Source organism: Mycobacterium simiae, from assembly GCF_008370645.1.
Lineage (GTDB): Bacteria > Actinomycetota > Actinomycetes > Mycobacteriales > Mycobacteriaceae > Mycobacterium > Mycobacterium simiae_A.
The window spans coordinates 46,726-65,754 of sequence record NZ_VTZN01000005.1 but is presented as its reverse complement, the minus strand read 5'-3'; the positions used below and the strand labels follow the sequence as shown (position 1 = coordinate 65,754).

The window sequence follows — 19,029 nt, the reverse complement described above, 5'->3', positions numbered from 1 at the left end:
CGGTTTGAGGCTAAATCGCGGTAAGCGGCGACCAAATGACCATTACGAAAACAACCAAATTCGTTCCGTTACTTACGCCGACCCCTATTCCGGTGGGCGGGACACACACTGGGCCGAGTACAGCTCTTCGCCCAGCTTTTCCATCAGCTCTAGTTGCGTCTCCAAGTAGTCGACGTGGGATTCTTCGTCGGCGACGATCTTCTCCAGCAGAACGGCGCTGGTGGTGTCCTGCTTTTCCCGGCACATGATGATTCCAGGCCTGAGTCGTTCCAACACTTCGTACTCGATAGCCAGATCCGCCTCGAACTGCTCGCGCAGCGTCTGCCCAATGCGTAGCGAGAAAATCCGCTGGTAGTTCGGTAACCCATCAAGCAACAAAATGCGGTCGGTGATCGCTTCGGCGTGGCGCATTTCGTCGAAGGACTCCGCGCGGGTTTTGGCAGCCAGCTCGGTAAAACCCCAGTTTTCTTGCATCTTCGAGTGTAGGAAGTATTGATTGATAGCCGTCAGTTCGCTGGTCAACTGTTCGTTGAGCAGACGCAGAACATCCGGATCACCTTGCATGATCACTCCTACGGTGTGAAGGCTGGCATGTGTACCGCAGCGGACGGGCTGGGCTGGAGCGCCGCCATGGCTGGGTTCTAGCAGCACCTTTGCGTGCCGCAATTCAATGTAGTGCAGCGAGTGCTGCTTTGAGCAGTCATCGTTGCGCCGTCGGCGCGTCACGCAAGGGCAGGGCGGGGTGTGCTTAGGTTAGACTTCACTAAGCTAGTTAGGTTAGACTCCACTAATATGCGGACCGTTCGTTCGGTGGCTCAATTGCCCCACCTCATCACGCGGGGTGTCGGCGGCGAGCAGCTGGCCGGGGTGCGCTGATGTATGTGTGTCTCTGTGTCGGAGCCACCAACCAGACCGTCTGTGACGCCGTCGCTCGGGGTGCGTCGACCTCGAAAGAAGTCGCCGCTGTGTGCGGCGCAGGCGGCGATTGCGGACGCTGCCGCCGTACGCTGCGGGCAATCATCGCCGCCGCTAGCCAACCCGCCGCAGTTTAGGGCCGTCTGGTTGGCTAGGTCCGCCGTCGCTCGCTGAAATCTGCCAGCGCAGCGGCATTGTGTTGCGCGCCCATCAGCTCGGCGAAGTGCGCGTGCTCTCGGGCGCTGGCGGCCGCGATCTGGGGGCGGATCGGTTCCATGATCGTGTGCTTGACCGCCATCAAGCTCGAAATCGGCCGCGCGGCAAGATTTTCGGCGTAGCGGCGGGCCTCGGACAGCAGCCCCTCTGGCGCACAGACTCGCCAAACTAACCCCATCCGCAAGGCCTCATCAGCGTTGACCCATTCCGAAGACATCAAAAGCCACGCGGCATTCTGCCGACCAACCAGCTGCGGTAGCAGAAATGACGATGCCGCCTCCGGTGCCACACCCAGGCTGGTGAACGGGCACTTCAGGCGCGCCGTTGAGGACATGAACGCCAGATCTGCGTAGCCGAGGATAGTAGTGCCGATCCCGACGCCGATGCCGTTGACCGCACAGATCAGCGGTTTGGGAAAAGCGCTGAGCGCCTCGATGAGTCCCCGGAAGCCGTATTTTCCGTTGGTGAAGTTGGGGTCGGTGATGCGTGCCTGCATCTCGGCCAGATCGGTACCGGCACTGAAGCCACGCCCCGCGCCTGTCAGCACGACTACCGCGACCTGCGGGTCTTCGGCGGCGTCTAACAACGCCTGCGCGGTGGCGTCGTAGAGGGCTTCGTTGAAGGCGTTGAGCGCCTCGGGCCGATTCAATGTGAGCGTGCGTACGCGGTTACTGTCGTCGATCTGCAGCGTCACGGTTGCAGCTTAACCGTTGCTGTAGACGCGGGTCGGCTCGATCAACACGACGGCACGCCGCTCTTGAGCCATTACTCGGTCGTACTCCGCCCAGTTGTCGTGGGTGCCGCCCGCAGCGATAAATACTTCACGCAGCAGCAGCCGCAGCTGGTCGGTGTCGGCCAGCCACGGTTGGGCGTCGTCGGGGCCGACGAGTTCCGCCCGGCCTTCGACGGTCGCCCACTGCCAGCCGTTGCGGAAAGTGACCGCTAGTTGCGGCCGTGCTCGCAGGTTGTTGAGTTTGACTTTGCCGTAGCTGGTAAGGCCCAGCACCGGGTGTGCCCTGGCGGGATGCGAGAGCAGACCGACATTGACCAGCGAAGCTTGCACGGTGCCATCAGCGCGAACGGTAGAGATCACCGCCAAGCCCTTATCGGCCACGGCCAGCGCCACGGCATCGGTGAGCGTCGTCATCAGCAGTCCTCACATTTCGAACGGAGACGTGAACACGTAGCGGCTAGTTGGAACGGTGTCGATGTTCTCGTTGGCGCCGAATGCGGCCGTGCTGGCCACCATTCGGCTGATCCGGTGCTGTAAGTCGGCGTCATCGGTGGCGCCGAAGAATGCCCGGAGATCGGTGATCGCCTCTGCCGGGAACAGCTCCTCGACGATTCCTGAGATTGCTGGCGCGTCGGGCGTGAGGGTTCGCACCACCCAGTTCTGGGTGTAGCCGAATGTTGCTTGGGTCTCGATGGCCACTGGCGTGTGATCGAGCTGCCAGCGGGTCAGCCAGGTCGCCTGGTCCAGCCCCGCAGGGCGCCTCAGCAACGCGACATTCGCTAAACCTCTTGTGCGACAACCTGGTTCGACGACCGGTGGAGGAATCGGCATCGACTCGGTCACCAGGTAGGCGCCGAGTTGTTGACATTCTCGGCTGAGCAGCCGCACCGCCTCTGTCATCTGGTCGCCATAGCATTGCTGGGTCCACACCGTCACCACCGCCCCGACCGGCGGATCAAGTGTGGTCAGCGTCATCAGCGACTCGCGCACTGCACCGTCGCGGACATTGACCGAGAGCCCCGGAAAGCCCAGCGCTAACAAAGCGTCGGCGACCGGGCCTCGTTGCCGGGCGCACCAGTCGTCGTCAGGCTCAGCGCGCATGAGAACGGCGATCACCTTCTCCATGGTCCGAACTTACTCGCGCCGCCAATAGATCCGGGTGCACCGCGTGCCTTAGTTGACCCGGCGCACCCCCGGCTTGCTGCCGATCGATTCCCCGATAACCCGCGCAAGCTGCTGATAAGACACGTCGCGACCACTCGACGAGCGATAGACCAGGCCAATCCGTCGCCCCGGGCGTGGTACGGCAAAGTGCGCAAGCCCGACCCGACTGCGTGCGGCCTCGACAGGTACTGCGCTCTGCGGTATCAGCGTCGCCCCCAATCCGCCCGTCACGCATTGGACGGCGGTTGCCAGCGAAGCGGCCCGAGTGTCGGCTAGCTCTGGCCGGACCCCGGCCTTTTGGCAGACGTCTAGAGCCTGATCGCGAAGGCAGTGACCCTCGTCCAGTAAGAGCAGCGGCAACTCCGCCAACGCCGCGGTAGACACCCGATGTTTTCCGGACAGCGGATGTCCCGGGGGTAGCGCCAAGACGAAGTCCTCATCATAGAGTGGAATCTCGGTGACACCACCAAATTCGGTGGGTAACGCCATCAATGCTGCGTCCAGCGCCCCGCCCCGCAACGCGGTCAACAGGCGTTCGGTCTGGTCTTCGATCACTCGAACTGTCAGCGCCGGCAGATGACTGGCAAGTCCGGCTAGCAACCTCGGCAGCAGGTAGGGCGCCACGGTGGGAATCAATCCCAACCGGATGCTGCCGCGCAGCGGATCAGCGACTCCTGTCGCGGCGCTGAGAAAGGCGTCAGCCGCCTCGACCGCCGCTTGGGCCAGTGGTAGCAAGTGTGTGCCCTCGGTCGTCAGAAAGACGCGCCGCGTCGACCGCTCAACGAGCTGGGTGCCCAGGCCGGCCTCCAGCGCGGTCAACGCCTGCGACAGGGTGGACTGGCTGACCCCGAGAACCATTGCCGCACTGCCGAAATGCTGCTTCTCCCCCACCGCGGCGAACGCGCGCAATCCGGCCAGGGACGGCCGATAAGTCTTATCGGTCATTGCGATCAGTATAGTGTGATATATCACCTTTACTTTCAAACCGGCTCCGCGGCATGATGGAAACCGAGACTAATCTTGAGTGAATCCAGTTAAGGAGCAACATGTCATTGCTGACCATTGGCGACCAGTTCCCTGCCTACCGCTTGACCGCGCTGATCGGCGGCGACCTGTCGAAAGTTGACGCCCAGCAGCCCGGGGACTACTTCACCACCATCACCAGCGATGACCACCCCGGCAAGTGGCGGATCGTGTTCTTCTGGCCGAAGGACTTCACTTTCGTGTGCCCGACCGAAATCGCGGCGTTCGGCAAGCTGAACGAGGAGTTCGAGGACCGCGACGCACAGGTCCTGGGGGTCTCGATCGACAGTGAGTTTGTGCACTTCCAGTGGCGAGCCCAGCATGCGGAACTGAAGAAGTTGCCCTTCCCGATGCTGTCGGACATCAAGCGCGAACTGTGCCAGGCCAGCGGCGTGCTGAACGACAACGGCGTCGCGGACCGGGTGACCTTCATCGTCGATCCCAACAACGAGATCCAATTCGTCTCGGCGACCGCCGGATCCGTGGGACGCAACGTTGACGAGGTGCTGCGCGTGCTGGACGCGCTGCAGTCCGACGAACTGTGCGCCTGCAATTGGCGTAAGGGCGACCCCACGCTGGACGCCGGTGAATTGCTCAAGGCATCAGCTTAAACAGGGCGTAAGGAGCCGAGATGAGCGTCGAGAATCTCAAGACCGCGCTGCCTTTGTACGCCAAGGACCTCAAGCTCAACCTGGGGTCGATCACCCGCAGCACCCTACTGGATGGCCAGCAGCTGTGGGGAACCCTGCTGGCCTGCGCGGCTGCGACGCGAAACAGCCAGGTATTGAGCGAAATTGGAGCCGAAGCGGCCGACAGTCTGTCCGCCGACGCCTACCATGCCGCGCTGGCGGCCGCGTCCATCATGGGCATGAACAACGTGTTTTACCGTGGTCGCGGCTTCCTGGACGGTCAGTACGACGACCTGCGTGCCGGACTGCGGATGAATGTGATCGCCGATCCGGGTGTGGATAAGGTCGATTTCGAGTTGTGGTGCTTGGCCGTGTCGTCGATCAACGGCTGCTCACACTGCGTGGTTGCCCACGAGCACACGCTGCGTCAGGCAGGTGTGAGCCGGGAGATGGTGCTGGAGGCCTTGAAGGCCGCGGCGATTGTTGCCGGTGTGGCGCAAGCAATGACCACCGCCCAGACGCTGGCTGCCGTTGGTTGAGGTTCTGCTGACGGTCGATGGCACTGCACACGTTGGTGGTGTCTCGCGCTCGCCTTCGTCATATCGGGCTAACACACTGGTTAGATTCGGTGATGGCGATTCAACGGCGGGTACCGAAGGTGCGGGATCTGGCACCGCTCATTCAGTTTAAGCGGCCTCAATTGGGCCGCACCAAGCGCCGTTTGGACGCCGCCCTGACCATCGAGGACTTGCGGCGCATCGCTAAGCGGCGAACGCCCAGGGCTGTATTCGACTACGCTGACGGCGCCGCCGAGGACGAGATTTCCATCCAGCGTGCCCGGCAGGCGTTCCGCGAAATCGAGTTTCATCCTACGATCCTGCGGGACGTCACCAATGTAGGCACCGGCTGGGATGTTCTTGGACAGTCGGTGGCGTTGCCGTTCGGTATTGCCCCCACGGGATTCACCCGGTTGATGCACACCGGAGGTGAGATAGCCGGTGCACGGGCGGCCGCCGCGGCCGGAATACCGTTCTCGATGTCTACCCTGGCCACCTGCTCGATCGAAGCTCTGGTGACCACTGTTCCCCAGGGCCGCAAATGGTTTCAGCTGTACATGTGGCGTGACCGCGACCGGTCGATGGCATTGGTCAAGCGCGCGGCAGCTGCCGGCTTTGACACCATGCTGGTTACCGTCGACGTCCCGGTGGCCGGTGCGCGGTTGCGCGACGTTCGCAACGGCATGACGATTCCGCCGGCGCTGACGGTGCGAACGCTGCTGGATGCGCTGCCGCACCCGCACTGGTGGTTCGACCTGTTGACCACAGAGCCGCTGTCCTTCGCGTCGCTGGATCGTTGGGCGGGCACCGTCGCCGAGTACCTGAACACCATGTTCGACCCTAGTGTCACCTTCGACGATCTGGCCTGGATCAAGACTCAATGGCCGGGGAAGCTGGTGGTCAAGGGAATCCAAACACTCGACGATGCGCGCGCCGTGGTAGAACGCGGCGTCGATGGCATCGTGTTGTCCAATCATGGCGGGCGCCAGCTGGATCGGGCGCCAGTCCCCTTCCAGCTGTTGCCCTCGGTCGCGCGCGAGCTAGGCAAGGACACCGAGATTTTGTTGGATACCGGCATCATGTCGGGCGCCGACATCGTCGCCGCGATCGCCCTGGGAGCGCGGTGCAGTTTGGTCGGACGGGCCTACCTCTACGGATTGATGGCCGGCGGCGAGGCAGGCGTCCGACGCGCGATCGAAATCCTAGGCAGCGGCGTGACGCGAACCATGCGGCTGCTGGGTGTGACCTGCTTACACGAGCTCTCACCCCAGCACGTGACACAGCTGCGCGGGCTGCGGCCCAGTGATCCACCAGCGTGACGCCAGTTACTTGGTCACGGCCATGGGAGTCTAATGGTGATGGCGGGCCGCCGCACCCGTGGCTGGCTGCGGTCGCTGCCGACGGCAGTGAAAGCCAAACGGCGACTTAATCGTTGGGTTACGGGTAGCGTGGCCTGGGTGCATAGCGTGCCGCCGCGACGACCGCCGGGTTTGCACCGGGGCCCGACGGGTACGCCGCCGATATGGAAAGGCCCCAACAACGGATGAAACGGCTACTCAAGGTCCCCGGTATCACCTACCGGGCAGCGCTGGGAATGTCGCTGGACGATGAAGTTCGCCGGCAGGTGACGGGCTGATCCGCTGTGGCTGTTCGGATCGGTACCTCGGGGTGGTCCTATCAGCACTGGACTGATGTGCTGTACCGGCGAGGGCTGCCTGCAGGGCGCCGGTTGGTCCGCTACGCCGAAGTCTTTGACACAGTCGAGTTGAACGCCAGCTTCTACCGCTGGCCCAAAGATGTAACGTTTGCGGCGTGGCGAGACCAGATGCCGGACGGGTTCACCATGTCGGTCAAGGCCCATCGCGGATTGACCCACTACCGCCGACTGGCGTCACCCGAGCCTTGGCTTGAGCGGTTCGAAAGCTGTTGGCACGTACTGGGTGATCATCGTGGCGTGCTGCTGGTGCAGCTGCATCCGGAGCAGCAGCGAGATGACGCTCGCCTTGATTTCTTCCTTGGCAAGGTGCCGGCGTTTATCCGTGTGGCGGTGGAATTGCGGCATCCGTCCTGGGCCGATCCCGCGGTGTACGCTATCCTGGAACGGCGCCGCGTCGCCTATGTGGTGATGAGCGGTGCTGGGCTGCAGTGTATTTCGCGAGCCACCACCGACCTGGTGTACGTCCGGATGCATGGTCCGGATCCGAACGCGAGGTACGGGGGGTCGTATTCCCCGGACGAGTTGCGGTGGTGGGCCGAGCGCATCGGCGATTGGGAAAGCGAAGGCCGCGACGTGTGGCTGTATTTCAACAACGACCTAGGTGGCAACGCCGTCCGCAACGCGCTGTCCTTGCGCGAACTGTTGAGCTAAACCGGTCCAAGTAGCCAGGTCGGCTGGACAATGCTTGGCCATCAGCGGCCCGCGGATGTGCCGGAGCTCGAGGTGTATTCACCGGGCCAGCATTCTTTTGGCCGGCGCAGGCGACCGCCCGTACGAGCGCCCACGGTTCGCCAAAGACGATGTGTGCTGGCCGAAATCGCTCGACCGCGCGTGCCTAACCGTTTGCCGAACAACGGCTGATGCTAGCCAGTGGTCCAGGTGTGGTCGATAACGTCAGGAGGGTGCTGAGCTTGCAAGCGTTCCCGTTCGGCGCGTCGGCGTTTGACCCGTAGTCGGGAATCGGTGGGCATGGTCACCACCTCGTCGCAAGTCAGGTAGTACACGTCGTCCACCGTGTCGATCAAGTCAGCCGCCACCCGGCGAGACCCCAACTCGCGCAGCGTCATCCTAAGTTCGTGCGTGAACCGGATGGTGGTGTCGTGAGCCAGCTCCCGCGAACTGCGAGCACTGGCAGCCAGGCGCTGAGACAGGGTTGCCTGCACTGCCGGATCCGGGGGTGCCGCAGCGGCTTCAGCGGCGGCTTTCAGCAGCAACGCGGGATCGTCGCCGAACGTGGGGTTGGCCAGCTCGGCTTCTCCCCAGCCACGGTGTGCGAGCTGGAAAACGGCCGCATCGAGAGCGGCAGCGGCTGCCGGGGACAGTGCTCGGATGCTGGCGACATTGCCTTCGCTGGCCAGCGCGCACAGCGGGGCGTCGGCACGCAGGATTTCTGCGAGCGCCGCCGTTTCTACCGCGCTACGGTCGCTTTCCATGATCACCCCGACTCCGGAAACGCTGGAGCTCGCGCGAGTGTGCTCTAGGGTTGCGGCGGTGATGCCGGTGTCGATGACCCACAGTGCGGTGAGGACCCAGCCTTGGTGAATGCGGTCCCGCAACAAGGGCACCCGCACTTCCAGACTGGCATCCCGTAGCGCGCTCAGCTGCTCGGCGTCGAGGTGTTCTGTTGCGGCAGCCGCAACGTAGCGCTGCGTGTCAGCGCGAAGATGACGCAACAGGGCCAGTGAGCGCGCCGTCACGACCACCTTGGCGACCGACCCGAGCGCGCCGCCCGCCAACTGAGGTCGGCCAAACGGCAGCAGGTTCGTAAGCTGCGGCTGCGCGCCCAACGCACGCCGGGTGACCGCCTGCTCGTCCCAGCCTGGCAGCTGAGCAGCCGCCACGATATTGGCCGACACCCCTACGTAGGGACGATGACCGAACACTGCGATCGCCCTGCTCGCCCACTCGTCGGCGACCACTTCGCCAAGGGCCAGCACGCGACCCATCGCCCGACCTGCCCCGCGCAGTGCACCCAGCTGGACATCCAGCGTCATCGGGGTCAGCGGTCCGGGCAGCGCTTCGGCGAGACTGGTCGCGCTGAAGACCGGGAACCGTGGATCGATCCGGTCGTCGAACTCGCCCTCTAGCCCGTCAGGCGCGGCCGAACCCAAGGTGGCGCCGTCAGGGGGCATCAGCCGTGGTACGGGTTCTACCGGTAGCGCCAGTTGACCGGACCCGATGGTGGCGCCGGCCGGATCGAGTTTGCGGCCGATGAGGCCGCGCCCGGTGTCCACGATTGCCTCGGTCGCCTGCCAGCCGTACTGGAAATTCCAATCTTCTTGCGCTGCAGCAGTATCCATGTGTGGGACCAGTTGTGTCCAGCTGGGGACCCGGTGGGCACGCAAGCGCGGTTCGGCCGATCGCAGCAGCCGCCATGCGGTGATTACATTGGTGGTGTCTGGGGTGGCCAGGTCTATCACACCGTTGCGGTCGGTGCTCAGCGCCAAAACTAAAAAGCGGAGCAGGTCGTCGAGGTGCAGTACCCGCATTGGCTGAGCCGACACCTTGCTGCGCAGCAGAGTGGCCACCGTCCGACACACCATCCAGTCGAGCTGGCGGCCGACCAGTGGTGCGATGCGGATGACCAAGCTGGGTATCCAACAGCTAGTCACCAAGGTCTCAGCCTGCTGATAGAGCTCGGGTGACCCCGCTGCTTGGGACACGAACAGCAGCCGGGCTCCCGCGCGGGAGGCAGCGTTGCTGACGTGGGCCAGGCCGTTGAGGCCGGCTGTGCCCGGCGCGTCGGCCTCGACCGGGGCCAGGTGAATCACCGCGTCGGCTTCGGCGGCCAGTTCCAACAACACCGGGTCGCGCAGCGACGCGCAAACAAAATCGACATTGGGGTCCAGGCAGTTGTGCGGGTATGAGGCGATGCCGCTGACCGTGTGCCCGGTCGCTATCAGCTGTCGTGCTACCAGCCGCCCGGCTATCCCGGCGGCGTCGGTAACCAGGACGTGCACCCTGCCCACCTTCCCCAACGTCTTCTCATGACAATAAGCACGCCGCCCCTACTTCCGCGAGGATTGAGTCGCGACCGTGACCCTGGAGTGGGCACCGCCGGTTACTGCAGCGTGGCGCTGCCATCGGGCTCGACGGCAATCTTGGCGCCTGCGATGTCCTCTTGCACCGTGGCTTCGGCCGAAGCGGGATCAGTGATCACGCCCAGGGCGCGCGCCCCGTCGGGCGTGCGTACGGCCACAAAGGCCCGCTCCGGTCGGCCATCCCGGCTAAACGGTGTCGTCCAGGACTCGACGGTGCCGACTCCCTCCCATTCAACCAACCCCCTCGTCGTGGGCTCGCGATCCACCACCGCTTGCACATCTTCCCAGCGGAATGCCGAAGGTGGCTCGGTGCTGTAGATGCCGAAGCTGTGCTTTGTCAGATAGCCGCCGTTCGCGGTGATCAGCCCGCGGCGACCTGGGTTGGCCACCAACCGCTCGGCCATGGTGGCGATGGAATGGGTGACGTAATTGCTCCACGGCCCGCCGGCAAAGGTCAACCCGCCGGTGACGGTCAGCGGGCGGGCCGGATCATCGACGGGCAGCCCGAGCTCGGCCGCGGCGATTTGCACAGCAGACGGGAAACACGAGTACAAGTCCACGTAATCGACATCGTCGATGTCCAGGCCGGCGAGTTCCAACACGCGCGCACCCGCAATCCGGATCGCCGGAGACTGGTGCAACTCACCTCGCTCGACGATCGCCGGGGTGTCGTGCGCGGCGGTGCCCGCCTGCGGGTAAACCCAGCGCTCAGCGGGGACTCGCAACCGCGTCGCCTGCTCCACCGACGTCAGGATCAGCGCGGCGCCCTGATCAACCATGTTGTTGGAGTTCATCAACTTCGTATAGGGCCAGCTGACCATGCGATTGTCGGGGCTCGGCTGCCATATTGCCTCGGCAGTCACCGGATAGCGGATCCAGGCGTGAGGATTTTCGACCGCGACGGCGTTGAAGCGGGCCCACAGCTCTCCCACCCGTCTCCGGTGCGCCGCTGTCGACTCGCCGTTGGCGATCCGCAGTGCCTGCTCGAACAGCGGGTACACGTAGGACGGTCGGTCGAGCATGATCCGCAGGTCGGCCTCGCCGGCCATCTGCAGGTCATCACCGCCAACTACCGGCATCGGAACGGATTCGTCTTGCACCGTCCACACCAGCCGGTTGCCCTTGGCCTTAAGCCCCATTCTGGTCCGCCAGGTTTCGGCCCCGGCAATCAGCACGACGCCGGCCCGTCCGCGCTGGATGTCCAGGCTGGCTTGGTTGACCAGCGACTGCGGCGTGTTACCTCCGACGTTGCCGTAGCTCGCGGCGCGGGTGCTGGCGTTGAGGCGCTCGCCCAGCAAGTGTCCCGGGTTTCGGTAGTGCGCCGAGAGCATATGCACCACGCGAATGGAGTCGACGGCTTCGAGCACGCGGGAACCGGCGGCCTCCCGGGCGGCGGCGACCATCAAGTCGACCGGTTCAACGGACCGGGTGCTGGGGTCGATCTCGTCGCGGTGGTTGACCTGGCCATAGCCGATGAGGACTGGCGTCCTGGGGTCAAGGGGCATGACTCGAACCTAACGCCGGTCTGCGCCGAGCCGCACACCAGCATCGGGCGAGCGACCTACGCCGGATCGTCCGATAGATCGATCTCAGCGTGCGGTAGGTTTCGAGGCCTTGAGCCCCAATTCGCCTCCCGGCCCGCTGCCCTTGACGGCGTCGAAGTGAACAGCACGCCGCGGGCGATCAGACGCTCGGTCTCGTCTGAGCTCATGGCGAGCACCTCCCGGCATACTTCCCGGGTGTCCTGGCCCGCCTGCGGCGCCGGCCGTTGGGGTGACTGCGGGATATGGCGAAATGGCGCCGGACCCGTCTCGGCCGGCAGCGGACGGTCAATGAGCGGATGGAGCATGTCGCGGAAGAGCTTTCGCTCGATCAGCTGAGGGTCTTCGAGCAGATCTGGTGGGCGGTTCATCGGTCCCGCAGCTACACCGCCGGACTGTAGGGCTTGGGCCGCCTGTGCCGGGCTGCGAGTGCTCGTCCAGGCCGACATGACTGTTGTCAACGCGGCGCGGTTGGCAAGCCGCGCCGCGGCGGTCACGAAGCGCGGGTCGTCAACCAACTCGGGGCGGCCAAAGACTGTTGCCGCGCGACGCCAGTCGCCGTCGGAGCAGATCGAGATGACGCACCATTCGTCGTCGCCGGCGCAGCGACAGACCGCATGGACGCTGATGTCGTTGCAGATGTCCGTGACGCCCGCGGCCAGTGCGGCTGCTGTCACGAACAGGGTGTCCAGTTGGTTGACCACGACTTCGGCTTGCGAAATGTGGACATGCGCTCCGGTCCCGGTTCGATCGCGGTGGATCAGCGCCGCCAGAGCGAGGATGGCGACGATCCGTCCCACGACGTGATCAGGGAAGATCGTCGTCGCGTCGTAGAAGGCGTGTCGGGCGCCGTCGGCGGCGGCATCCCCAGAGGTCCACACGCTGGTGACCCCGGTGGTGGCGCGGACCAACGGGCCATAGCCGAGCCGGGTGCTCCAGGGCCCTTGGTTGCCGAACGCGCTGCTGCCCGCAAGCACAATTCGCGGGTTGAGAGCACGCAGCTTTTCGTAGTTAAAGCCAAGAGAGGCAAGGGTTCCCGGTTTGAAGTTAGCGAAGACGGCGTCCGCCTCAGCGACCAGTCGACCGAAAATCTCCTTACCCTCGCTGCTACGCAGGTCCAAGCCCAACCCGCGGTGATTGCGATGTGTCCAGGCGAACGACTCGCTCATGACTTCACCGATCCGGGCCTGTCGCAGCCCGTCGGGAAAGTCGGCGCTTTCGACCTTGATCACCTCGGCGCCCAAGTCGCCGAACAGTCGGCTCAACTCGCCGCCGGCGACGATGATGCCGAGATCAAGGATCCGCAGCCCCTCGAAGGGGTAGCCACCCACCTCGGCTGCGGGTGGCGGCATCGACGCCGGAGCGGCACGCCAGCGGGGGTTGTCCTGTCCGACGGCGGGAGCCGAGGTACGAAAGCCGGCACGCTGCCCGTTGACCACGAAGTATCCAGTCGGCACCTTGGTGTGCACGCCGGGAACGAGGTCGGTATCGGTGATGGCTCCCACCGCCTGGAAGTGCTCGGAGCCTAGGATTCGCGACGGTGTCAGCACAGCCGCGATCGGCACCCCGTGCCCTTGTCCGGCCGCGACCAGCTCTTTCATGGTCCGATCGGCGAACAGCGCCGCCACCAACTCGCCGATCTGGGGCCACGCGGCGAAACGCGCGCCGATCACGTCGTACTTGGGGTCTTGGAAGTCTTGTGGCTCCCCCAACCAGCGTCGCAGGCCGCGCCATTGTCGCGGGGCCATCACGCAAAGCCGCGCATAGCCGTCCTGGCACGGATAGATCGGGTAGGCATCCTGGTTTTTGGGACGTCCCCGCCACCGCGCGCTGCTGCGGATACCGGCTGCGGCCTGTCCGTGCGCCCCGAAAGCCGGGTCTAGTGCCATGACCACCGCGTCGTACCGCGAAAAGTCGATGTAATCCCCTGTGCCGCAACGTAATTTGTTGTAGTACGCGACTAGTGCGGACCAGGCGGCTTGGACGGCGGCGGTCGCGGAGGCGATGCCGTCGGGCGGCAATACCGGGGTACCGGTGGTGGGGCCTGACCGCGACAGCGAGCCCGACATCGCATACAACACAGGATCGGTGGCCCGCCACGATGATTTCGGGCCGGACGAGCCGAAGTCGCTGAACGACAGCGCCACCAAGTTGGAGTAGCGATCGGCCAGCTCGGCACACGAGGTCCCGTACGCGGCGGCCCGGCCGGGCCGGCCGCTGTCGACGACAATGTCGGCGCTGGCGGCAAGCTCGAGGAAACGCTGGCGGTCTGTCTCGTCGCGCGGATCCAGCACCGCGCTGCGCTTGTTGGCGTTGTGCACGGCGAACGGAATGCTGGCTCCGGCCAACGTGGGTCGGACGGCGCGGCCCGGACTGCCGCCGGGAGGTTCCACCTTGAGCACGTCGGCTCCCAGATCGGCGAGCAAGCGGCTGATTGACTCGGCCCCACCGCTGCACGAGCCGTCGGACAAATCGAGGACGCGCACCGCCGCGAGCAATCTGTCGGCCATCCGCACACGGTACCCGGCAGGGCGACCCCGCCCAGCGCACCAGCGTCGTCGTCGAATCACCTCGGGTTGGCATGCCCGGCGCGGCCGGACTCGCCTCCGGCGCGACACACCATGTGCGCAGCGGCGGCGGGTCGCGGGCGGGACAACGTTGCGGCGCTATCCGCGTCGTCCCGCCACGGTTAGACCAACGTGCGTCGATAGCGCACCTCGTCGACCGCGGAAGCGCCGATGATCTCCCGCCGGCGCGTCCCGTCGAAACACCACCCATCGCGTTCGTAGAATCGCCGGGCCCGCACATTGCCGTCGAGCACCCACAGCGACGCATGCATGACACCCACTCGGCGTAGCCTCCCGCGCGCAGCGGTGATCAGCAAACGACCAATTCCGGTGCCTGCATGCGCGGGATCGACGTAGATCGCCATCAGCTCGCCATAGTTGGGTAGGTCCGGGTGCCGGCTCAATCCGGTGGTAGCAAAGCCACGGACGGTAAGGCCGTCGACCGCGACCAACGTGGTCGGCAGTTGGACACCGATCCTGCCAAAGGTGTATCGGGCGGTGAAAACCTCGGGGGTCAGCTTGTCGAGGTAGTCCTGGTCGATAAGGCCCGGGTACGCCCACCGCCAGGACCGGAGGTGCACTCGGGCCACCGCGTAGGCATCCGCTGGAACGGCCGTGCGCACCTCGGTCATCGTTGCAGTATCGATGCCCTCCGCCCGCCCAGCCACCCAACCACCCCAGTGTGGTTGTTGCGCAACACGCGGTCCGAGTGATGTGCTTACCGAGTCGCGTAGTTGACACCCGTTAAATGCCGTTGAGGGGACGCACATGGCAGACACCGAGTCCATCGGTCCCAAGGTCCGGAACAAGGTCCGCGAGAAAGTAATCGTGATCACCGGCGGCGCGCGGGGAATTGGGTTAGCCACCGCAACCGTGCTGCACGGGTTGGGCGCCAAGGTCGCGATAGGCGACGTCGACGAGGCGACGGTGAAGGAGTCCGGGGCTGACCTCGGGCTCGACGTCTACGGCAAACTCGATGTCACCGACCGGGAGTCGTTTTCAGATTTTCTCGATCAAGTCGAGCGCCAGTTGGGCCCGATCGACGTGCTGGTCAACAACGCCGGCATCATGCCCGTCGGACGCATCATCGATGAGCCGGACGCGGTTACCCGGCGCATTTTGGATATCAACGTGTTCGGGGTCATCTTGGGCAGCAAACTTGCGGTGCAGCGGATGGTGCCTCGCGGCCAGGGGCACGTCATCAACGTGGCCTCGCTTGCCGGGGAACTCTACGCCGCCGGACTTGCCACCTACTGCGCGAGCAAGCACGCGGTGGTGGCGTTCACGGACTCGGCGCGGCTCGAGTACCGCGAAGCCGGAGTGAGATTCTCGATGGTGTCGCCGACGTTCGTCAACACCGAGTTGACCGCCGGCACCGCCGGGGTCAAGGGGTTCAAAAACGCTGAGCCGAGCGACATTGCCGACGCGATCGTCAAGTTGATAGCCCACCCCAAGCCCCGGGTGCGGGTCACCAGGGCAGCCGGCGCGATGGTCGTGTCGCAGAAATTCATGCCCCGCTGGGTGGCTGAGGGGCTGAACCGCATCCTTGGTGGCGAGCATGTGTTCACCGAGGACATCAATGTCGCCCAGCGTAGGGCCTATGAGGCCCGCGCTCGCGGCGAAGGATAAATCCGCCGTCAATTGGGCATTCATCAAAGGTGCGCACAATCGGCCGAGTGAGCCTTGCAACGCAGCCGACCGCTACCCTCTCCGACGACGAAGTGGCCCGCATAGGGGCTTACTGGCGTGCGGCTAACTACCTGTCGGTCGGCCAAATCTATCTACTGGACAATCCGCTGCTGACCGAACCGCTGTTGGCCGAGCACGTCAAACCGCGCCTGCTGGGACACTGGGGCACCACGCCAGGACTCAACCTCATCTATGCGCACCTGAACCGGATAATCCGCAACCGCGACGCCAACGTCATCTATGTCACCGGCCCGGGGCACGGCGGCCCCGGCTTGGTCGCCAATGCCTACCTCGAAGGCACCTACAGCGAGGTGTACACCAGCATCGGAGAAAACACCGAGGGATTGCGCCGGCTGTTTCGGCAGTTCTCCTTCCCGGGCGGTATCCCCAGCCATGTGGCGGCTCAAACTCCGGGGTCGATTCACGAGGGCGGCGAACTCGGCTACGCGCTGGTGCATGCGTTCGGCGCGGCTTTCGACAACCCCGATTTAGTGGTCGCGTGCGTTATTGGTGATGGCGAGGCCGAGACTGGGCCATTGGCCGCCAGCTGGCACTCCAACAAGTTCCTCAACCCCGCGATCGACGGGGCAGTGCTGCCAATCCTGCACCTCAACGGCTACAAGATCGCCAATCCGACTGTGCTGGATCGGATTCCGCATCAGGAGTTGGAATCGCTGTTTCGCGGTTACGGATACCGGCCGATCATGGTCGTTGGGGATGATCCGATTGCTGTGCATCAGCAGTTGGCGGGTGCGCTCGATGACGCATTCGACGATATTGCGGCGATTCAGCACGCTGCCCGTGAGGGCGAGAGCGGCGGGCGACCGGTGTGGCCGATGATCGTATTGCGCACACCGAAGGGCTGGACCGGGCCGAAGGAGGTCGACGGGAAGCAGGTCGAAGGCACCTGGCGATCCCATCAGGTTCCGCTTGCCCAGACCCACGATAGCGCCGCACGCCGCGGTCAACTTGAGGAGTGGCTACGTAGCTACCGGCCCGATGAGCTGTTCGACGCCGCGGGCAGACTGCGGGCTGAATTGCGGGCGCTGGCGCCCACCGGGAATCGGCGGATGAGTGCCAACCCGCACGCTAACGGCGGGCTGCTACTACGCGACCTCGATTTGCCAGACTTCCGCAATTACGCAGTGCCGGTGGATCACCCGGCGACCCAAACCCATGAGGCCACCCGAGTGCTGGGCACATTTCTGCGGGATGTGATCCGTCGCAACCCCGACCGATTCCGCCTGATGGGCCCCGACGAAACCGCGTCGAATCGACTGAGCGACGTGTTCGAAGCCACCGATCGGACATGGTCGGCAGCAGTGATATCCGGCGACGACCATCTGGCGCCGGACGGTCGAGTGATGGAGGTGCTGTCTGAGCATCTGTGCCAGGGCTGGCTGGAGGGCTACCTGCTAAGCGGCCGCCACGGCATGTTCAACTGCTACGAGGCCTTCGTGCACATCGTCGACTCGATGTTCAATCAACACGCGAAATGGTTGTCGACTAGCCGGGAGCTGCCGTGGCGCCGGCCGATCGCGTCGCTGAATTACCTGCTGAGCTCCCACGTGTGGCGCCAGGATCACAATGGCGCATCGCATCAAGATCCGGGTTTCATCGATCTGGTCGCTAATAAGCGTCCCGAGGTGGTGCGGGTTTACCTACCACCGGACGCCAACACCTTGTTGTCGGTGGCAGACCACTGCCTGCGCAGCCGCAACTATGTGAACGTCATCGTCGCCGGCAAGCAACCCGCCCTGGCCTACCTCGACATGGACGAGGCCATTGCGCACTGCACCCGTGGGCTCGGCATCTGGCAATGGGCGAGCACGGCGGCGGGTGAGCCCGACGTGGTGCTGGCGTGCGCCGGTGACATTCCCACGCTAGAGACGCTGGCGGCCGCCGCCATGCTGCGGCGTGAACTGCCCGAGTTGGGCGTGCGGGTAGTCAACGTCGTTGACGTCATGCGGCTGCAGCCCGAATCTGAGCATCCCCATGGCCTACCCGATACGGAATTCGACGCGCTCTTCACTCGCGACAAGCCAGTCATTTTCGCCTACCATGGCTACCCCTGGTTGATTCACCGCCTCGCTTATCGCCGTGCTAACCACCCAAACATCCATGTGCGCGGCTTCAAGGAGCGCGGGACCACGACGACACCATTTGACATGGTGATGCTCAATGACCTGGATCGCTTCCACTTGGTCATCGATGTCATCGACCGCGTGGACGGGCTGGCTAGTCGAGCAGCTGTGTTGCGCCAGCGGATGGCCGACGCCCGGCTCGCGGCCCGCCAATACACGCGCGAGCATGGCGAAGACGACCCGCAGATCTCCGGCTGGGCCTGGGAGTCGAGCGAGCGGAACGAACGCAGGTGAGTGACGGGAGCGAGACGACCCATTGAGCCTGGGAGTCGAACGAGCGGAATGAGCGAGACTCTTGTCCAGCGTTAGCCTATTCCGGTGGCGCATGTGTTGTCGGTCAACGTGGCTCGTGTCCGAACCAATCCCGATTGGCGCGCGCAGTCGAAGTTGACGGGCATCGACAAGGCTGCGGTATCTGAGCCGGTCCTGGTGCGCGCACCAGGACCGATGCGTGGTGGCCTCGGCAGCGGACTCGTCGGCGACACCATCGGCAACCAGAAACTCCATGGCGGCAATGACCAGGCGGTCTACGCATATGCCCGGGAAGATCTCGACACTTGGGAAACGCAACTCGGCCGCAGCCTGTCCCACGGAATGTTCGGGGAGAACTTGACTACCGAGGGCGTCGATGTGACCGGGGCACTAATCGGTGAGCATTGGTGTATCGGCACCGACGGCTTGATACTGCAGGTCTGCGCGCCTAGGACACCCTGCCGGACTTTCTCGGCGTTCCTGGACCTGAGCCATTGGATCAAGATGTTTACTCAGGCTGGAAAACCTGGTGCATACCTGCGCGTAATTTCACCCGGAACAGTACGCGCCGGCGATGAAATCACGATCGATCAGCGCCCCGATCATGACGTGACCATCGGCCTGGTCTTTCGCGCCCGGATGTCTGAACCCGAGCTGCTGCCCCGGCTACTACAGGCAGACGCGCTGTCGGACGAGGTCGCGGCCTACGCGCGCCGCCGGCTTGCACCGAAGGACAATTGAGGCCCGTGGCCCCGGCGGGCGGATGCCGGCAGCGCGGCCCAATCCCCTGTTCGAAGTCAACGAAAACGGACGTGCGGCTAAGCGCGGGTAGACTCGCCAC

Annotated in this window: 17 protein-coding genes; 8 read left to right on the top strand and 9 right to left on the bottom strand. The window is 64.4% G+C overall.

Annotation, left to right across the window (positions count from 1 at the left end):
- Nucleotides 1-84: 84 nt before the first annotated feature.
- On the bottom strand, nucleotides 85-564 hold the full coding sequence (gene bfr, locus F0Q45_RS02045; RefSeq protein WP_149652317.1) for a bacterioferritin: 480 nt from the start codon (nucleotides 562-564) through the stop codon (nucleotides 85-87).
- A gap of 311 nt (nucleotides 565-875) precedes the next feature.
- On the opposite strand from bfr, the gene F0Q45_RS02040 reads away from it, so the two are divergent.
- Nucleotides 876-1,052, top strand: coding sequence for a (2Fe-2S)-binding protein (locus F0Q45_RS02040; RefSeq protein ID WP_149652316.1), 177 nt, complete (start codon nucleotides 876-878; stop codon nucleotides 1,050-1,052).
- A gap of 14 nt (nucleotides 1,053-1,066) precedes the next feature.
- Here F0Q45_RS02040 and F0Q45_RS02035 read toward each other — a convergent pair whose 3' ends face one another.
- The 4 genes from F0Q45_RS02035 to F0Q45_RS02020 are packed head-to-tail and all read right to left on the bottom strand — an operon-like array spanning nucleotide 1,067 to nucleotide 3,973.
- Nucleotides 1,067-1,825, bottom strand: coding sequence for an enoyl-CoA hydratase/isomerase family protein (locus F0Q45_RS02035; protein WP_149652315.1), 759 nt, complete (start codon nucleotides 1,823-1,825; stop codon nucleotides 1,067-1,069).
- Between the two features lie 9 nt (nucleotides 1,826-1,834).
- A complete protein-coding gene (locus tag F0Q45_RS02030; protein WP_149652314.1) occupies nucleotides 1,835-2,278 on the bottom strand; it encodes a TIGR03618 family F420-dependent PPOX class oxidoreductase in 444 nt (147 codons plus the stop codon).
- A gap of 9 nt (nucleotides 2,279-2,287) precedes the next feature.
- The gene (locus tag F0Q45_RS02025; RefSeq protein WP_149652313.1) at nucleotides 2,288-2,989 is read right to left on the bottom strand and encodes an EthD domain-containing protein; all 702 of its coding nucleotides are present in this window, start codon (nucleotides 2,987-2,989) and stop codon (nucleotides 2,288-2,290) included.
- 48 nt (nucleotides 2,990-3,037) lie between these two features.
- The gene (locus F0Q45_RS02020) at nucleotides 3,038-3,973 is read right to left on the bottom strand and encodes a hydrogen peroxide-inducible genes activator (protein WP_149652312.1); all 936 of its coding nucleotides are present in this window, start codon (nucleotides 3,971-3,973) and stop codon (nucleotides 3,038-3,040) included.
- A 101-nt stretch (nucleotides 3,974-4,074) separates the two neighbouring features.
- Between F0Q45_RS02020 and F0Q45_RS02015 the strand changes: the two genes are divergently transcribed.
- From F0Q45_RS02015 to F0Q45_RS02000, 4 genes are all read left to right on the top strand, one after another.
- Nucleotides 4,075-4,662: a peroxiredoxin gene (locus F0Q45_RS02015; RefSeq protein ID WP_149652311.1), complete on the top strand. Its 588-nt coding sequence runs from the start codon at nucleotides 4,075-4,077 to the stop codon at nucleotides 4,660-4,662.
- Between the two features lie 20 nt (nucleotides 4,663-4,682).
- Nucleotides 4,683-5,219, top strand: a complete 537-nt coding sequence (locus F0Q45_RS02010) for a carboxymuconolactone decarboxylase family protein (protein ID WP_149652310.1) — start codon at nucleotides 4,683-4,685, stop codon at nucleotides 5,217-5,219.
- A gap of 92 nt (nucleotides 5,220-5,311) precedes the next feature.
- Nucleotides 5,312-6,556: an alpha-hydroxy acid oxidase gene (locus F0Q45_RS02005; RefSeq protein ID WP_149652325.1), complete on the top strand. Its 1,245-nt coding sequence runs from the start codon at nucleotides 5,312-5,314 to the stop codon at nucleotides 6,554-6,556.
- 323 nt (nucleotides 6,557-6,879) lie between these two features.
- The gene (locus F0Q45_RS02000) at nucleotides 6,880-7,605 is read left to right on the top strand and encodes a DUF72 domain-containing protein (RefSeq protein ID WP_149652309.1); all 726 of its coding nucleotides are present in this window, start codon (nucleotides 6,880-6,882) and stop codon (nucleotides 7,603-7,605) included.
- A gap of 212 nt (nucleotides 7,606-7,817) precedes the next feature.
- Here the strand turns inward: F0Q45_RS02000 and F0Q45_RS01995 are convergent, their stop codons facing one another.
- The 4 genes from F0Q45_RS01995 to F0Q45_RS01980 all read right to left on the bottom strand — a co-directional run bounded on the left by F0Q45_RS01995 (nucleotide 7,818) and on the right by F0Q45_RS01980 (nucleotide 14,771).
- On the bottom strand, nucleotides 7,818-9,914 hold the full coding sequence (locus F0Q45_RS01995) for a hypothetical protein (protein WP_149652308.1): 2,097 nt from the start codon (nucleotides 9,912-9,914) through the stop codon (nucleotides 7,818-7,820).
- A gap of 101 nt (nucleotides 9,915-10,015) precedes the next feature.
- Complete coding sequence (locus F0Q45_RS01990; RefSeq protein WP_149652307.1) at nucleotides 10,016-11,500, bottom strand: acetyl-CoA acetyltransferase; 1,485 nt, start codon at nucleotides 11,498-11,500, stop codon at nucleotides 10,016-10,018.
- Between the two features lie 56 nt (nucleotides 11,501-11,556).
- A complete protein-coding gene (locus F0Q45_RS01985; RefSeq protein WP_149652306.1) occupies nucleotides 11,557-14,046 on the bottom strand; it encodes a CoA transferase in 2,490 nt (829 codons plus the stop codon).
- 179 nt (nucleotides 14,047-14,225) lie between these two features.
- On the bottom strand, nucleotides 14,226-14,771 hold the full coding sequence (locus F0Q45_RS01980; RefSeq protein WP_262490828.1) for a GNAT family N-acetyltransferase: 546 nt from the start codon (nucleotides 14,769-14,771) through the stop codon (nucleotides 14,226-14,228).
- 100 nt (nucleotides 14,772-14,871) lie between these two features.
- On the opposite strand from F0Q45_RS01980, the gene F0Q45_RS01975 reads away from it, so the two are divergent.
- From F0Q45_RS01975 to F0Q45_RS01965, 3 genes are all read left to right on the top strand, one after another.
- Nucleotides 14,872-15,732 carry an SDR family oxidoreductase gene (locus tag F0Q45_RS01975; RefSeq protein ID WP_149652305.1) on the top strand — a complete coding sequence of 287 codons (861 nt, stop codon included), beginning with the start codon at nucleotides 14,872-14,874 and terminating at the stop codon, nucleotides 15,730-15,732.
- 47 nt (nucleotides 15,733-15,779) lie between these two features.
- Nucleotides 15,780-18,170, top strand: coding sequence for a phosphoketolase family protein (locus F0Q45_RS01970; RefSeq protein ID WP_149652304.1), 2,391 nt, complete (start codon nucleotides 15,780-15,782; stop codon nucleotides 18,168-18,170).
- An 84-nt stretch (nucleotides 18,171-18,254) separates the two neighbouring features.
- The gene (locus F0Q45_RS01965) at nucleotides 18,255-18,929 is read left to right on the top strand and encodes an MOSC domain-containing protein (RefSeq protein ID WP_262490827.1); all 675 of its coding nucleotides are present in this window, start codon (nucleotides 18,255-18,257) and stop codon (nucleotides 18,927-18,929) included.
- Nucleotides 18,930-19,029: the final 100 nt, after the last annotated feature.

What these genes read in the sequence shown, in the direction of transcription:
- bfr (WP_149652317.1), bottom strand. Translation starts at nt 564, where the DNA reads ATGCAAGGTGATCCGGATGTTCTGCGTCTGCTCAACGAACAGTTGACC.
- F0Q45_RS02040 (WP_149652316.1), top strand. Translation starts at nt 876, where the DNA reads ATGTATGTGTGTCTCTGTGTCGGAGCCACCAACCAGACCGTCTGTGAC.
- F0Q45_RS02030 (WP_149652314.1), bottom strand. Translation starts at nt 2,278, where the DNA reads ATGACGACGCTCACCGATGCCGTGGCGCTGGCCGTGGCCGATAAGGGC.
- F0Q45_RS02025 (WP_149652313.1), bottom strand. Translation starts at nt 2,989, where the DNA reads ATGGAGAAGGTGATCGCCGTTCTCATGCGCGCTGAGCCTGACGACGAC.
- F0Q45_RS02020 (WP_149652312.1), bottom strand. Translation starts at nt 3,973, where the DNA reads ATGACCGATAAGACTTATCGGCCGTCCCTGGCCGGATTGCGCGCGTTC.
- F0Q45_RS02015 (WP_149652311.1), top strand. Translation starts at nt 4,075, where the DNA reads ATGTCATTGCTGACCATTGGCGACCAGTTCCCTGCCTACCGCTTGACC.
- F0Q45_RS02010 (WP_149652310.1), top strand. Translation starts at nt 4,683, where the DNA reads ATGAGCGTCGAGAATCTCAAGACCGCGCTGCCTTTGTACGCCAAGGAC.
- F0Q45_RS02005 (WP_149652325.1), top strand. Translation starts at nt 5,312, where the DNA reads ATGGCGATTCAACGGCGGGTACCGAAGGTGCGGGATCTGGCACCGCTC.
- F0Q45_RS01990 (WP_149652307.1), bottom strand. Translation starts at nt 11,500, where the DNA reads ATGCCCCTTGACCCCAGGACGCCAGTCCTCATCGGCTATGGCCAGGTC.
- F0Q45_RS01985 (WP_149652306.1), bottom strand. Translation starts at nt 14,046, where the DNA reads ATGGCCGACAGATTGCTCGCGGCGGTGCGCGTCCTCGATTTGTCCGAC.
- F0Q45_RS01975 (WP_149652305.1), top strand. Translation starts at nt 14,872, where the DNA reads ATGGCAGACACCGAGTCCATCGGTCCCAAGGTCCGGAACAAGGTCCGC.